At 61.5% G+C, this 15,852-nt stretch carries 9 protein-coding genes; 4 read left to right on the forward strand and 5 right to left on the reverse strand.

Going from position 1 to position 15,852, the window contains the following annotated elements; genetic code table 11:
• Nucleotides 1–127: 127 nt before the first annotated feature.
• The 3 genes from QZY44_RS05515 to QZY44_RS05525 all read right to left on the reverse strand — a co-directional run bounded on the left by QZY44_RS05515 (nucleotide 128) and on the right by QZY44_RS05525 (nucleotide 3,226).
• Nucleotides 128–736, reverse strand: coding sequence for a hypothetical protein (locus QZY44_RS05515; RefSeq protein ID WP_295443375.1), 609 nt, complete (start codon nucleotides 734–736; stop codon nucleotides 128–130).
• Complete coding sequence (locus QZY44_RS05520; RefSeq protein ID WP_295443472.1) at nucleotides 729–1,415, reverse strand: uracil-DNA glycosylase family protein; 687 nt, start codon at nucleotides 1,413–1,415, stop codon at nucleotides 729–731. The genes QZY44_RS05515 and QZY44_RS05520 overlap by 8 nt, the downstream gene beginning before the upstream one ends.
• Before the next feature lie 137 nt (nucleotides 1,416–1,552).
• Nucleotides 1,553–3,226 (reverse strand): glutamine--tRNA ligase/YqeY domain fusion protein, encoded by a 1,674-nt coding sequence (locus tag QZY44_RS05525; protein WP_295443474.1) that lies wholly within the window; start codon nucleotides 3,224–3,226, stop codon nucleotides 1,553–1,555.
• 553 nt (nucleotides 3,227–3,779) lie between these two features.
• Between QZY44_RS05525 and QZY44_RS05530 the strand changes: the two genes are divergently transcribed.
• From QZY44_RS05530 to QZY44_RS05545, 4 genes are all read left to right on the forward strand, one after another.
• Nucleotides 3,780–5,453, forward strand: coding sequence for a hypothetical protein (locus QZY44_RS05530; protein ID WP_295443378.1), 1,674 nt, complete (start codon nucleotides 3,780–3,782; stop codon nucleotides 5,451–5,453).
• 140 nt (nucleotides 5,454–5,593) lie between these two features.
• A complete protein-coding gene (locus tag QZY44_RS05535) occupies nucleotides 5,594–8,131 on the forward strand; it encodes a carboxypeptidase-like regulatory domain-containing protein (RefSeq protein ID WP_295443381.1) in 2,538 nt (845 codons plus the stop codon).
• Nucleotides 8,132–9,044: 913 nt separating this feature from the next.
• Nucleotides 9,045–12,848: an Ig-like domain-containing protein gene (locus QZY44_RS05540; RefSeq protein WP_365303396.1), complete on the forward strand. Its 3,804-nt coding sequence runs from the start codon at nucleotides 9,045–9,047 to the stop codon at nucleotides 12,846–12,848.
• A gap of 151 nt (nucleotides 12,849–12,999) precedes the next feature.
• Nucleotides 13,000–14,184 carry an aminotransferase class I/II-fold pyridoxal phosphate-dependent enzyme gene (locus QZY44_RS05545; RefSeq protein WP_295443383.1) on the forward strand — a complete coding sequence of 395 codons (1,185 nt, stop codon included), beginning with the start codon at nucleotides 13,000–13,002 and terminating at the stop codon, nucleotides 14,182–14,184.
• On the opposite strand, the gene QZY44_RS05550 is transcribed toward QZY44_RS05545, so the two are convergent.
• Together QZY44_RS05550 and QZY44_RS05555 are read right to left on the reverse strand one after the other, a co-directional pair.
• Complete coding sequence (locus tag QZY44_RS05550; protein WP_295443386.1) at nucleotides 14,172–15,461, reverse strand: CBS domain-containing protein; 1,290 nt, start codon at nucleotides 15,459–15,461, stop codon at nucleotides 14,172–14,174. The two genes, QZY44_RS05545 and QZY44_RS05550, sit on opposite strands and share 13 nt — an antisense overlap.
• A gap of 16 nt (nucleotides 15,462–15,477) precedes the next feature.
• Complete coding sequence (locus tag QZY44_RS05555; RefSeq protein WP_295443389.1) at nucleotides 15,478–15,819, reverse strand: STAS domain-containing protein; 342 nt, start codon at nucleotides 15,817–15,819, stop codon at nucleotides 15,478–15,480.
• Nucleotides 15,820–15,852: the final 33 nt, after the last annotated feature.

The following is a 15,852-nucleotide window of genomic DNA, read 5'->3' on the forward strand; positions in this document are numbered from 1 at the left end:
GCGCGACGCCACGCGGCCTTGTTGGGCCTGCTTGCCAAGTCGGGGTGGCTGGCGGGTGATCCTTCGTTGAGGTATAGGGGGGTGCATTGGGTTAGTTGGAGCGGCCGGTGCTCAAAGGTAACCGTGATTAGTTCAAGAAACGTCGAGGTATCGCCTTCCGAATCAATGTATTGCCAGGCCATGACCAGCGGAATTTCGAATCCATTAATGTCTTCCAAGTGCGATGGACAGGAGCAGCCGAGGGGGTGTTGGCAGCGGTCAAGCGATGCACCAACTCAAACCACGCTTGCGGCGATTGAGGTCGCGAATGTTGGCGGATGGCAGCCATGGCGGTGATGGCATCAGGATAAACAGGAATTACCGTGGTCATCCGCGAAAACTCCATCCACGAAAGAACCTCATCGCTGACACCAATGACGGCAACGATCCGAAACGCTCCATTCTTGCGGATTGGACCTTGTCTCAGCCACACCAGTGTTGCGAGGATCGAATCCACTGCGTAGGCGCTTGGAATGTTCTTGAGATCCACGATCAGGCATGGACAAGGCGCTGGCGGGTCTTGGCTGAGGGGAGGGGAATCCTCTAGGGCACGTGCCCGTAATTCGGCCTTGGTTCGAGTGGCCATGTCAGTATCCAAGGCGCCCTTGGCCAGGCAGATGAGTCGTGCCTGATAGCCATCCAGTATCACCGTTTCGATGGTGAACAGCGCGAGTTCTGAGTCTTGCGGGTCAGGCATTGTGGCTGCTGGGTTCAACGATGTGCCGTCGCAACAGGTCCTGCCACGCTGGATGGGCGGCGATCAGCCCGAGCCCCGCGTGCAGCAGGCTCTTCCCCGGCTCCATCTTGAACCAGGTGGAGGCCCCGGAGGGGTGGGGCAGGGGAATCAGGTCCGCCGTCAGGCCGGCCGCCGAGCGATAAGGCCATTGCTGGCCGACAAGACCGTCGAGTCGCGCCCCGGCAGGCAGTTGGTCCGCGAACTGGGCGATGGCGAGCTTGCCGACCGGGATGATGAGGCGCGGGCGGCTGATCTGCATTTCACCGCGCCACCAGCCTGAGCAGTTCTCCACCTCAAGGCGATCCGGCACCCGATCGCCGGCCTTGGGGTTCTTGCCGGGAAAGCAGCGACAGACCGCGCTCATCAACACCCGCTCGCGGAAGGTCGCCTCGTCCATCCCGATCGATTGGAACCAGCGGAACAGGGTCTTGCCGGCGGTCCAGCAAAAGGGGCGGCACTGTTCGATCTCCTTGGTCCCGGGGGCCTGACCGATCATCATCACCGGCGAGATGACCGCCTGACCGTAGACCGGCGGGCCGAACATGCCCGGGCAGCGGCGGCAGCGCAGCAGGTCGCGATACAGTGCTGAGAGCTGACTCAACTGATCCGACCCGGCCGCCGCCCCGCCCGCTTTCTGCATGGTGACATCATTAACCTCATCCATATCGTGGCGTCCCGAAAAAATCTTCGTCAAAGCGCGCAGCGCAGCACTGACACCTCCCCGAGCTGCAAGAGTTAGCACCAGCATGCGCTTACCTGGAAGCCGGGCGCTGCACGCTAACGCTGCGCCTTCCCCCAGGTATCCCGCAACCCCACGGTCAGGTTGAAGACCGGCCGCGCCGCCGTGCTGTCCGGGTCGGCGACGAAATAGCCCTCACGCTCGAATTGGTAGCGCTCGCCGGGGGCAACACCGGCGAGCGCAGGCTCCGCCAGACTGTCGGTGACCACCGTGAGCGCCTCCGGATTGATGTCGGCCAGAAAATCCCCGCCGCCCGCGCCGGGGACCGGGACGCTGAACAGCCGGTCGTAGAGCCGCACCTCGCAGGGTACGGCATGGGCGGCGCTCACCCAGTGGATGACGCCCCCGACCTTGCGGCCCTCCGGGTTGCGGCCCAGGGTCTGCAGGTCCGCGGTGGCGCGCAATTCAGTGACTTCACCATGCGCGTTCTTGATCACCTGATCGCAACGGATCACATAGGCGTTGCGCAGCCGTACCTCACCGCCGGGGACCAGGCGCTTGAAGCCCTTGGGCGGCTGCTCCGCAAAGTCGTTGCGGTCGATGTAGATCTCGCGGGCGAAGGGGACCTCGCGCGTCCCCAGTGCCGCGTCCTTGGGGTGGTTGCCGGCCGCCATCTGCTCGACCTGACCCTCCGGGATGTTCTCGATCACGACCTTCAGCGGGCGCAGGACCGCCATGCGCCGGGGCGCGGTGGCGTCGAGGTCGTCGCGGATGGCGCTCTCCAGGAGCGCCATCTCCACCCGGTTGTCGGCCTTGGTGACGCCGATGCGTTCGCAGAAGTCGCGGATGGCGGCGGCGCTGTAGCCGCGGCGGCGCAGCCCTGCGATGGTCGGCATCCGTGGGTCGTCCCAACCGGTGACGTGCCCCTCGGTGACGAGCTGGGTCAGCAGCCGCTTGCTCATCACCGTGTATTCCAGGTTGAGCCGGGAGAACTCGATCTGGCGCGGCTTGGAGGGGACCGAGACGTTGTCCACGCACCAGTCATAGAGCGGCCGGTGGTCCTCGAACTCCAAGGTGCAGATGGAGTGTGTGATGCACTCCAAGGCGTCGGAGATCGGGTGGGTGTAGTCGTAGGTCGGGTAGAGGCACCAGAGGGTCCCGGTCTGGTGGTGAATCACCCCGTGGCGGATGCGGTAGAGCACCGGGTCGCGCAGGTTGATGTTGGGTGAGGCCATGTCGATGCGGGCGCGCAGGCTGCGGGCGCCGTCCGGGAACTCACCGGCGCGCATCCGCTGGAAGAGATCCAGGTTCTCCGCAATCGAGCGGTTGCGCCCCGGGCTCTCCCGGCCCGGCTCGGTGAGGGTGCCGCGGTACGCCCGCAGCTCCTCCGCTTCGAGGTCGCAGACGTAGGCCAGGCCCTTCTGGATCAGTTCGATGGCGAAGCCGTAGAGCTGTTCGAAATAGTCCGAGGCGAAATAGCGCCGGTCCCCCCAGTCGTACCCCAGCCAGCGCACGTCCGCCTGGATGGAGTCGACGAACTCCACATCCTCCTTGTGCGGGTTGGTGTCGTCGAAGCGCAGGTTGCAGGTGCCCGGGTAGTCCTGGGCCAAGCCGAAGTTGAGACAGATCGACTTGGCGTGCCCGATGTGCAGATACCCGTTGGGCTCCGGCGGGAAGCGCGTGGCGATGCGCCGGTGGCGCCCGGCGGCCAGGTCCTCCTCAATGATCTGACGGATAAAGTTGGAACGGTGCGAATCGACAGGGTCAGTCATCATGCTCGGGGGCCGAAAAAAGGGGGACGCCGGGGCAGGGCGGTAAACCGTGCATTCTAGCCCGGAAGCTTCAATCGCGCTGCGTGCCCTGGTCGAGGGCCGAAGTCGCGCTCCAGCGCCGCAGTCTTGGGCTTTACTTCGACCGCCAGCCCGCCAGCCCGCCAGGCGCGCGGGCCTTGACGTGACTGCACCGCAACGAAGCCCGACTGATTTTCCATGTTGATGCGATTGTTGAAAGCGTGTATATCGTCAACGTTGAGCCCGCAGTCACCTCTTGCCTCGCCGGGCCAAGTGATCCACAGGGAGTAACCGACCATGACGCTGTCAACGCCCTCCCAGGGCTGCACCCCGACCCTGCTGCCCGTGGTCGAGTCTCCAAGACGACCTGAAGGAAGCCCAAGGCCGGCTCACAGCGATTCCTTCCAACCGTTCGCCGCCGCCGCGCAGTTGCGGGCGGTCGGGACAATCCGCTCCTGCGCAGCACTAGGCGAGTCGGATAGCGTAACGCAACGGCCAATGCCGACGCGTCCCCTGCCAGCTACAACGAATGCCAATGCCTGAAATGAAAAACTCTTTTTTCGTTATGATTTCTCGTTTTCCATTTTTCGATGATTCAAATGTGGCAGGAGTCAGCAATACAGCCGCAGTCAGCCTCCAACCTGGTTGGCAAGAGAAGCTGCTTCGCTTACCGACCAGCCGGTCGCGCATTCTTGCACTCATTGCAATAGTGTTGCTTCACCTAATCCCTACTACGGGTTATGCCGAGGAAGCGCTGGAGACTTGGGCGAAAGGCTACATGCAATGGACTGATATTTTTCCTGAAATGGTCGCAGGCACTGACCTGGTGATAAAGGATAATGCGGTCGGCGAAAAAGAGTTGTTCATTGCCAATGAAAAGAAATGGAGTGTTCTGGTTCGAATTTATGACGACAATCACGCACTGATCGCGGAGAAGATCGTGATACCTCGAACCAGGACAATGATCGGTGATATTGTTGACCTGATCGAAAATCCTTTGATGGTAGATTACCAAGCCTACCTTGATGGGACCTTTATGTCTGCCCTGACCCCTACTGGTTTAACGGCCAGTAACGCCCCGCCGGTGGGATCGGTTGACTTTGTCTTAGGCAGCAAGAAAGCGTTGACCGCCTCCATTATTTGCGCCATTGGATCCCTGCTCGACGTAGGCGTTGATCTGTTGGCGATTGTGGTTCCGGAAAATCTTGATAAGACGGGCTTTTTGTATTTTATTCGCACGGCTTTCATAAGTGAGGCGTTGCATGATCCCGAGTTGCTGACAAATGTCGGGATCTTGATTCCCGGCATTATCGAAGGCCAGACCATCCAAGAACGCGAGAACGCACTATCCAATATCGCGGGTGTCTATGCTGATTGGGCGATAATCAAGCTGGAGACGATTTGGGCCAAGTATCTGACTAAGACATTTCTTGAGCCGCAATTTCAGATGACGGATGCCATGAAGACGGGCTTCAATAAAGCATTTGTCCAACTCAAAGCATTGCGAACGCTGTCCAAGATCGGCGGCGTGGCCGCCGCGATCAGCGCAATCACTGCGGAAATGAAGCGCGGAAACGAAAGAGTTTACGCGATCCAGCTTTTTCAAAACCACAGTACGGCCAGGCCCAAGCTTGCCGTGGATGTACCCCCGAACTCACTGCTTGGCAATGGTATCGAATACTTGCTGATGCAAGGAGTGACCGAGGTGACTTCGCTGCTGGACGACAATGGTTACTTGCACCAGCAAGATGCGATAACCACGGCTGAATTTGAAGGCTTGGTCAATGGTGTTAATCGGTCGGTGACAAAGGCCGCTTCAGCGCCCGGAATGCTCTATGCGTGGTTGCCGTCCGCGTATCCGACCAGACTAGATACACTTGATGCCATGTATATGATATACGAAAAGCTCTATCCAGTATCTCTTCAAAGCATGACGATCTGCGCATTGGGAAATAATATTAATCTGACACGTGTCAAGCGAAAGTATTTCTTTGATAACGAGTTCATCGATATCAAGAATAACTATAGCATTGGCTATGCGCTCAAAGCCTATGCGGTGGTTCCGGTCATCTCCCATCGAGATATTTTTCTGCCTGCCGAGCACCTCCTGACGGACACGCTAACGAAGGCCGAGGCGATCTATTTGATGTACGACCTGGCGTTTTTCCATTCGACCCGCTCGTCTCAAGAGAGCGATCCGGTCAACTAATCCGCTACCGGACAATCATCATGACTCACTCCAGTCCTGGAAACGTCGCCGGCGCGGTGGCTATGACTCTCTATCGTCAGATACACGTGGGGTGGCGGTTACCTACCCTCGGTCTTTTTCCGGTCTTCTCGAGAACCCTTGTGGCCAGCGGCAGCCAGCGGGCACTGGCGCTATTGCTGATGCTGGCTTTGCTTGCACCGGCCACGCCGGCGTTGAGCGCGCTGCCGGCCGCACCGGCTATCGAGCCGCTCGTCGCCGACCTCAGCGCCACCAATCCGTTGGTGGACCGCATGCAGTTGCTGCTGCATCTCGATGATACCCTGGCGCGCTCTGACGCCGTCGTTTTGCTCGATACTTTTCTGATCCATCTCCAGCCGCTGTTCAACAAGAATTCTGCCGCGTTTACCAATCCCTTCGCTGACGTCGATGAGGGCGCCGAGTACTATCCGTCTTTGGCCAGGCTCGCGCACTACGCAGGGACCGCCGATCCGCGCACGGTGCTCACTAAGACCAACACCCTCTTCAATCCGTTGGATGCCGTGTTGCGACAGGAGTTCGTCGCCATGGTCTTACAGGGCATCGACGTGCCGCTGTCCGGCGCGCCGGACGTGCTGGCGGATTTTCTGGATGGAGAAAGCATTCGTGGGCTGTGGCCGGCGCCTTATTTCAATACCGCAGTGGCGCTGGGGATCATTGCCGGCAACGCCGGCTATCTGTACCCGGCGAATGCGTTGACGATCCGGGAGGCGCTTTACATACTGCAGCGGTCCATTGCCCAGGCTCGGCACACTGGCGATGATGCCTCCTTCGAGCTACTCGCTGCCTTGGCGGTCGACTCCATGCTGGCCCGTGAACTGGGGGCAGATCATGAGCCGACACGCTATCTGCCGGATGCCGTGGCGATCAAGATCCAGAACATTGAGGTGATTGCTGACGCCGCCGCGCATGATGCCTGTGGGCCTAATGCCGTCGTGCTGCGGGTGAACAGCAGTGTGGCGGCGCTGCCGGAGGTGAATCCGTATTATTGGTGGAAGAGTCAATATGGATATTTTCGCCGCCACCCCGCCGGACCGCGTTTCGATCAGGTGTGCTTTTTTGGTGATCATTTCCCCCCGGCCACCGGTTATCGTATTACGGTCAGTGGCGGTGACGATATCGGCTTTATCGATTCCTTTGACAAGACGATTCCCTCTGATGTCTTTGCCTACGGTGGTGTCACAACATCCGATGCGTGGGTGGTGTCGACTGGCGTGCAGATCGCCGGAATGACAGCGTCGATGCGCGCCCGTGGCGCTTTCAGGATCGATCTCGGGGGGACCCGGGCGACCAAGACCGCAGTCGACCTGGGCATCGAGCGGGTCAACATTACTCTGCTTTTTACTGACGGCTCAGAGACCAGCGTGTTTTCCGGGCAACCGCAAGGCAAGATCGTCCGATTCATTGCGCCGGACCTTCCACCAAGGTATGGCCAACGCGTCAGGCTCAGGATCGAGGCGAATACTCAAGGCGTGCAATCACAGTTCACCACCGCTGAGATTTCCTATCTGCCCAGGTTTTTTGTTCGTGGACGGGTTTACAATGCACCCGCTGGCGCCCAGCAGGCGAGCTTCGTAACGATCGGCGCGGAGCGCGCTACTATTGATAGCGAAGGCTTTTTTGTTCATGAGCTGACATCGTTGGAAGTCCCTCAGACGTTCAATGTTGCGCCGCAGAGTTTCGCTGGCACGAATGTCTTTACCCCCCAGAGTGCTGTTCTCGATTATCGAACGCCAGCGCCCTTCCTGATCTTTTTCGGAGAAAACCTCTATGGTGTCGCCCCCTATCGCTTGGCTGGAGCCATCAGCGATGCGGGCGGATCGCCGCTAGCTGGGGCGCAAGTTGAGGCATTCCAGTGGAATACCTCTGGTTACTGGAGTGGCACCGGTCGTGTCCAATCAGCGGCCGACGGTCGCTTTCGTTTCGATGGCCTGGCGGCGGGCAATTACCGTATCTGCGCACATTGGGTCTTTGCCAATGAGTCCTTTGACGATTGGGTCTTTGCCAATGAGTCCTTTGACGCGTGCTATGGCAGCGGTACTTCGGCGGGTGACGCAACTGATATCGAGTTGACGAGCGAGGGTGCTGCCGTTGCAGACCTCGGGATCTCAGTTCCGGTTTCGACCGGCGGGATCGCCGGTAGTGTGCGGAGTGTGGCGGGCGATCCACTCGGTGTGGGAGTCAGCGCCTATCGTTGGAATGCCAGCGCCGGCACTTGGCAGGGCGCTGGCTGGAGCACGAGCGACGGCACCCCGACAGGTGCCGGTAACTATGCCTTTGCGGGCTTGCTCGCGGGTACCTACAGGGTCTGCGTTACCGGTAACGACGCCTATGTCGCTAGCTGTTTCAACGATGCCTCGGCCCTGGATTCGGCGAGTGATATCGTTGTGTCAGGCAATGCGGTGGTTTCTGGTATTGATGCCCGGCTAAAGCCGGCGGGACATATTGCCGGTACCGTCACTGACGCGACAGGAGCGGCCCTGGCGGGAGTCGGTGTCGGCTCTTTTCTCTGGCGCGGTACGACTGGTGTTTGGGAGCGGGTGGGGTTCGAGCGTGACCGAAGGCGATGGCAGCTACGAACTCGGCGGTCTCGGCAGCGGGGATCACCGGGTCTGCTTCTTCTATTGGTTCGGCGGCAATGACTTGACTGAATGCTACGATCAGGCTCCCGATCAGACGGGCGCCCGTGCCATTGCCATCAGCACTGGGCGACGGGTTGCGGGAATCAATGCCCAGATGCCTGATGGGGGATCAATCTCCGGCGTGGTAACAGATGACGGGGGACAGCCCCTCGCGGGGCGGCGCGTCAGGGCGATGGTCTGGCGTGACCTCGGGGTCAACGCGGGCTATTGGGCGGAAGTCCATGTGATAGATAGTGGCATGGATGGCAGTTATGAACTGGCACGCTTGAGACCAGGCAGCTATCGCATCTGTGTCGATGCCACTCAGCAATCCGTGGGGGGCTGTTGGTCCGATGCCTTTGGCGTGGCTGATGCTAGAGACATTGCGATTGGTCCGGGAAGTCGGGTGGTCGCCATTGACTTTACTCTGGGAACGGCGGGGCATATCGCGGGGAGGCTACTGCTTAAATCGGGCGCGCCGCCGTCCCAATGTTATATCCAGGGCTACGTTCAGGGCTCCGACACGATATGGAGTTACTCTGTTAATGGTGTGGGAACATATTCCGATGCGAATGGACATTACGATCTGGGGGGATTGAGGGCCGGCAGTTATCGGGTCTGCTTTTTCTGCTCCGATGGAACGATCGACGTTTCCGAGTGCTACGATAATGTTTCGCAGCTCGACGCCGCTTCTACGATTCCGATTCAGGTGGTTGCGGGGGCAACCACCGACGGGATCGATGCCGTTGCGGATAAGGCGGGTGCGGTTGGGCCGGTCACCGGATATCTCTCAGGGAAAGTTACGGATGTGCAGGGCAACCCGTTGAAGAACGTGCAGATTAGCGCATACCAGAGGGCTCAGCCGGCTGGGTCATGGTCGGGGGTTGGGGGTGCGGCGACCGATGCACTGGGCCGCTACGAAGTAGCTGGATTGGTGCCGGGTACTTACCATGTCTGCTTTTATGACAGTGCGCAGGGAGACTATGTTGATTCCTGCTTCAATCGTGCTGCCGAGGTCGCTCAGGCCACTGACGTTGTCGTGAATGCGGGGGCCACAACCGCTGGGATCAATACCCAATTGGCGCTGGCCGGGCACATTACCGGTACCCTCACCGGTGCCGGCGGCAGCCCTTTGTCGGGTTTTCAATTGGCGGCCGAGACCTTGAATGCCAGCGATAACACCTGGCAATGGGCCGGGGCAGAATATGGCTTGACCGGACCCGGCGGGAACTACGATCTCGGCAGGTTAGATACTGGGACCTACCGGGTCTGTTTCTTCGACTACAGCGGAATCTATGTCCAGGAGTGTTACAATGATGCGCTATCCGTTGATAGCGCCGTTGATTTAGCCGTGACCGCCGGGCAGACCAAAGGCGGAATCGATGCGCAATTGGCGCTGGCCGGGCACATCACCGGCACCGTGACCAGTGCCGGCGGCAGCTCCCTGTCGGGTATTCAGGTACAGGCCCAGACCTGGGATGCCAGCCGTACTACCTGGCAATGGGAGGGGGCAGTGATGACCGGAGCCGGTGGGACCTATGATCTCGGCGGGCTGGGTGGCGGGACTTACCGCGTCTGTTTCTCCGACACCAACAACGGAACCTATGCCCAGGAGTGTTACAACGACGCGATCTCGGTGGACAGTGCCGTAGACGTGGTTGTGACCGCCGGTCAGACGAAAGCCGGGATCAATGCCCAATTGGCGCTGGCCGGACATATCACTGGTGCCGTGACCGGTGCTGGTGGCAGTCCCCTGGAGGGCATTCAGGTAAACTGGGATGTCCGCAGTAATACCTTGCAATGGGGCGGGGCGGTAGCGACCGGGTCCGGCGGAACCTATGATATCGGCGGTCTGCGTGCTGGGACTTACCGGGTGTGTTTCTCCGACGCCAGCCGGGGCACCTATGCCAAAGAATGCTACAACGACGCGCTATCCATTGACAGAGCCGTTGACTTGACCGTGACCGCCGGACAGACCACCGCTGGGATCAGTGCCCAGTTGGCGCTGGCCGGTCATGTGACCGGTACCGTGACCGCCGCCGGCAGTCCCGTCTCGGGATTAACAGTACAAGCCCAGGTCTGGAACGCCGGCACCAAGTTCTGGGATTGGGTGGAAAACACGTTCACTGCTGTCGACGGAACCTACAATCTCGTATTGGGCGCCGGCATTTATCGGGTCTGCTTCGGCAACTGGAATAGCGACAGCCGCTATGTCACCCAGTGTTACATCAGCGGCTCTAGTCAGAATGGTGGCACTGACGTGACCGTGATCGTCGGGCAGACCGTTCCTAACATCAACGCCCAATTGGTGTCCCCGGCGCACATCACCGGCACCGTGACCAACTCGCTGGGGGGGGCGGCGGCGGGTATCCAGGTGCAGGCCCAGACCTGGAATGCCAGTGCCAATTACTGGCAATGGGCGGGAAACACCACCACCGGTCCCAACGGCACCTATGACCTCGGTGGACTGGGTGCCGGCACCTATCAGGCCTGCTTCTATGGTTGGAATCCCTATGTCCAACAGTGCTCAACCGGCAGCGCAGGAGTCTACGTTACCAACGTGACCTTGGCCGCTGGGCAGACGGTCGCAGGCATCAATGCCGTGGCGGTCGATGCGCTCCCGCCCACGGTTCTCAGCCTGCAACCCACTGACGGCACCTCGGGTGTGCCGGTGGATCAGCTGATCGTCGTGCAGTTCGATCGGTCCATGGATGGCAATTGCCAGGTGCAATTGTCCGATTGGTTCGGCGGCTCCAATCTGACGGGTCAGATGACCTGGTCGCAGACGGCGCGGCTAAACGATACCCTGACCTTTGTGCCCGCTGCGCCCTTGCGTTACAGCATGGGATACGATCTGGTCGTGTCCAGGTGCCATGACACCAATGGGATTGCGGTCGGTGGCTACGAGTGGAGCGTGCATCACTTCTTCTCGACCGCCGGCGCTCCCGGCGACACCTCGGCCCCCCAGTTGACCTCGACTGCGCCTTATGTCGGTCAGGTGGGCGGTGACGCCTCGCACATTCTCATCGTATTCGACAAACCGATCGATGCGGCGACGATCAACTCGCTCTCGGTGTCGCTGAACGGTGCGTCGTCTTACCGGCTGCAGCCCGAGGGTTTTGACCTGAACATCTGGCCGCAGGGCTTGCAGGCTCACAGTCAATATCAGGTCGTCTTGACGACCGCCGTGGCCGATGCGCAGGGGCACCCCTTGGCCGCGCCCTATACTTTCAGCTTCAACAGCGGCGCGGGGGATACCATCGCCCCGACGGTCGTGCAGACGCGCCCGGCCGATCAGTCGCCCGGCTTGGAGTGGGAGTCGATCGGGGTCTTTTTCTCCGAGAGCATGAACCCGGACACCATCAGTCTGACCACTGTGCGGGTCTTCGACGAGACCTCAGGGGGTACCCAGGTCGGTATCCACATCTATAAGGATCGGGTCGCCGAGGACGGCGCGCGTGCCAAGATCGAGATCGACCGGGCCTTTGCCGAGGGCGGGCGCTGGCAGCGGGGTCATACCTATCGCGTCGAACTCGCCCCGACCATGACGGACCTGGCCGGTAATCCGTTGGCCAGCGCCTCGGTGTTTCGCTTTGCCGTTGCCAGTTCGCCGAATACACCACCCCAGATGATGGGCGAAGGTGACATCCTGGCCTACCGCCAACCGGACGGGCGGGTGACCTTGGATATCGCGGTTATTGCCAGCAGCACCACCGGCGGGACGCTCGCCGTCTCGGTGGCGGACCTGACCCAGTCCGGTAAGGTCTGGAGCAATCTTCAGCAGAGTGGCTGGCAATATGTCTACACGACTCTGGCCGGCGGGAATGAGGGTCTGAACATCGGTCCGCACCAACTGCGTATCACCGTCACCGATCCGTCCAACGCTCAGACACGGACACTGCTCCGGACCATCCATGTATTCGACGCTGTGCCGGTGCTGACCGGCGGTCCGGCCGATCAAGCGACTGGCGTGTCCCTGCAGCCCAGTTTCAGCTTCAGTACCACTGGGGTGACCGGGGCCGCGTCTTACATGCTGGCGATCATGGACGCGACCAGTGGCGATATGATCTTCCTGCGCCCGATCCTGCCGAATGCCGGGACATCGTATTCATTGCAAGTCCCGCCGTCGCAGGCCCTGGCGCCGAACACCGCCTATCGGTGGTCGGTCTCCGCCTTCGACTCGCTGGGATGGCCGGTGGGACAGGCCTTGAGCCTGGAGCACGGTTTCACGACCGGGTCCGGCGGTGCGCCCCTAAATCATACCCTGACGGTGAACCAGACCGGTACCGGAGCGGGCACCGTCGGCGGGGGCGGGACCTATGGCTACAACACCCAGGTGACCCCCACGGCCACCGCGGCGGCTGGGTCGACCTTCGCCGGGTGGAGCTCAACCGGTTGCGCCAGCGCCTTCGCGCTGACCGCCAACACCACCTGCACCGCCACCTTCACGCTCAACGCCCCCGCTGCCATCGCCATCACGACTGGCGCGACGCCAGCTGCGGGCGTTACGGTGACTTGTACCCCCAACCCGGTCCCCGTGGGCGGCGCCAGCACCTGCACCGCCACGCTCAACCCTGGTTACCTCTTCAACGGTTGGCGCGGAGACTGTGCGGGCCAAGTCGGAGCGATCTGCACCCTAACCAATATCACCTCAGCCAGGACCGTCGCGGCGACTTATGTCGAGTGGACCCAGGTGCTGCCCAGTCGCGGTGGTTGGCGGGCGACCCTGGGGCAATGATTGCAGCAGGGCGCGTAGCGCCCAACACCGGCGTGACATCGTTGGAACGGTGTCACGAGAAAGATCGAGCAAGACCTTGCCGGGAGTCCGCCCGGCGGCTAACATCGGGCACTCTGCGGTTTCCTATCCGCTTTGGAGTGACCGGAAAGACATGCCAGCAACCAGTGATCGCATCCTTGGGTTTGGCGAATCGGTGATTCGCCGCATGACCCGTATCGCCAACGAGTACGGGGCGATCAATCTGTCCCAGGGCTTTCCGGATTATGACCCGCCGCCGCAACTCATCGCCGCCGGCGTGGCCGCCATGCAAAACGGGCCGCATCAGTACGCCGTCACCTGGGGGGCGCCCGATTTTCGCCAGGCACTGGCCAGGAAACAAAGCCGCTTCATGGGGCTGGACCTGGACCCCGAGCGCCACCTGGTGGTGACCTGCGGCAGCACCGAGGCCATGATCGCGGCCATGTTGACGGTCTGCAATCCCGGCGAGAAGGTGGTCGTGTTCTCACCGTTCTACGAGAATTACGGCGCCGACGCCATCCTGAGCGGGGCCGAGCCCATCTTCGTCCCCCTGCGGCCGCCGCACTTTGAGTTCGACCTCACCGAGTTAGAGGCGGCCTTCGCCCAAGGCCCGAAGGCGATCATCCTGTGCAACCCATCCAATCCGTGCGGCAAGGTCTTCAGCGAGACGGAACTGCTGACGATCGCCAGGCTGGCGCAGGCGCACGACACCTTTGTCATCACCGACGAGGTCTATGAGCACATCGTCTACGCCCCGCACCGGCATTGCTATCTTGCCGCGCTTCCCGGGATGTTCGAACGTACCATCTCCTGCTCGTCGCTCTCCAAGACCTATTCGATCACCGGCTGGCGACTGGGCTACGCCATCGCGGCGCCGGCGGTCATCGATGGGATCAAGAAGGTCCATGACTTTCTCACCGTCGGTGCCGCCGCCCCCTTGCAGGCCGCGGCCCTGGCGGGGCTGGCACTCCCGGATGGGTATTACACCGAGCTGGCGCAGGGCTATACCCATAAGCGTGCGCTCTTCCTGCGCTGGCTGGAGCGTGCCGGTCTCACCTATTTCCCGCCGCAGGGCGCCTATTACGTCCTGGTGGACATCGCGCCGGTGGTGGGCGAGAGCGGCATCGACGACCACGCCTTCTGTGACTGGCTCGCGCGCCGCGTGGGCGTGGCCGCCGTGCCCGGCTCAAGTTTCTTCCGTGAGCCGGTCCACCATTACATCCGTTTTCACTTCGCCAAACAGGACGCCACCCTCAATGCCGCCGGTGAACGTCTGCTCGAACTGCGCCGACTCTGGCAGGCCGATCAGAAATCGTAGATGCTGAGGATAATGGCCCCGCGGGTGATTTCGCCAACCAGTACGCCGTCTTCAAGTACCGGTAAGAAACCCAGATCCGAGCTGGACATGAGCTGCAGCGATTCGCGCAGCGACCGATCTGGATGGGTCGCGGCGAGGCCGCGCCGCATCTTTGCGGTCACGGGCTGGTCCCACTCCCGCTCCTGCTGGACCTTGGCCAATTGGCCGGCCGCGAAGGTGCCCAGCACCTGACCGTCCTCATCGACCACCAGGAGCGCCTGGCGCCCGGTGCGCCGCAGCATGGCGTCCGCGTCGCTCAGACGGTCGCGGGGTGACAGTACGTCCGCCACCGGTGCCATCAGGGTGCGCACCCGCACCTCGGTGACTTCAGTCTGGTCAATGAGGTTCTCGAGCCGGCGGTGCGCCTGCGCCACCGGGGCCTGAACCATCGCCGAACCGGCGCCTGGATGCCCGCCGCCACCGAGCTGGCGCAGCACCGCCCCGACATCGAATTCACGCGCGCTGGCCCGCCCGATCACCGCGGTGCGCTCGGGGCCCATGGGAAAGACCCCGAAGGCCGCGTCCAGTCCCTTGATCTCCATGAATCGCCGCACCACGGTGGGCAGCAGGTTCAACCCCTTCTCCGTGTCCTCGATCACACAGACACCCAGCTGCAGACTGCCCAGCTGGCGCGTTTGCGCGAGCTCCAGCATCCGGCTGAACAGGTCCAGGTGCCGCGCATCCAGCGCGCTGTCGAGGTAGGAGGACACGACGTTCAGGTCGGCGCCATTCTCCAGCAGGAAACCGACCATATGCGCGTCCCGCGCGGTGGTGCAGGAAAAGCCGAGCGAACCGGTGTCGTCATAGATACCCAGCAGGAAGAGTGTCGCATGGATGGGCGACAGGGCCAGGTCGCGGGCCTGTATTTCCTCCAGCAGCAGGGTCACGGTCGCGCCGACTTCCTCGCGGTGCAGTTCGGTGGCGGCAATGGTGCCCGGCAACAAGTGGTGGTCCCAGACGGTGGCGACCAGCCCCTCGCGTGTCGCCAGTTCATCCATCCCGTCCAGACGCCCCCAACTGGAGGTATCGGTCACGATGAGGTGTTGCACCGTGCTGAGATCCATCCCCTTTCTGGCACGCAGTCGGAATAGGTCCCAATGCACGGCCAGGAATTCGCGCACGTCCGGCTTGACCTGGTTCGGCAGGACTGGTATCGCGCCGGGATACAGGAGCGTTGCCGCGATCATCGATGCCAGGGCGTCGAAGTCCGTATTGCTATGGGTGGTCGCGATGATCATCTGGTGCCGGCCGTGATCAGGCCGCGCCGGCGGCCGGCAGTGCGTCTGTGCAATCCTCGACGACCCGCAGAATCGTCAGAAAACCGCTGACCTCGAAAATCGTCCGGATCTGTTCGTTCATACCGCACAGGACGAACTGCCCCTGGGCGGCCTTGGCCCGCTTGGCCACCATCAGGATGACCCGCAGTCCGGCACTGGAGATGTAGTCCAGTCCGGACAGGTCGAGGATCAGGTTCCCCGCGGGCGCTGTGGCCAGGGCCAACAGCCGCTGCTCGGCCTGCGGGGCGGTCGTCGCCTCCAAGCGACCGCTGAGTGCAACGATGGTGCGGTCGTCACTGATGGTTTCGTCAATGGTCACTGGTTGGTTACTCGGTCGTGGGTGGGATGGCGG

Origin of the sequence: uncultured Thiodictyon sp., assembly GCA_903837595.1 — a bacterium.
Classification (GTDB): Bacteria; Pseudomonadota; Gammaproteobacteria; order Chromatiales; family Chromatiaceae; genus Thiodictyon.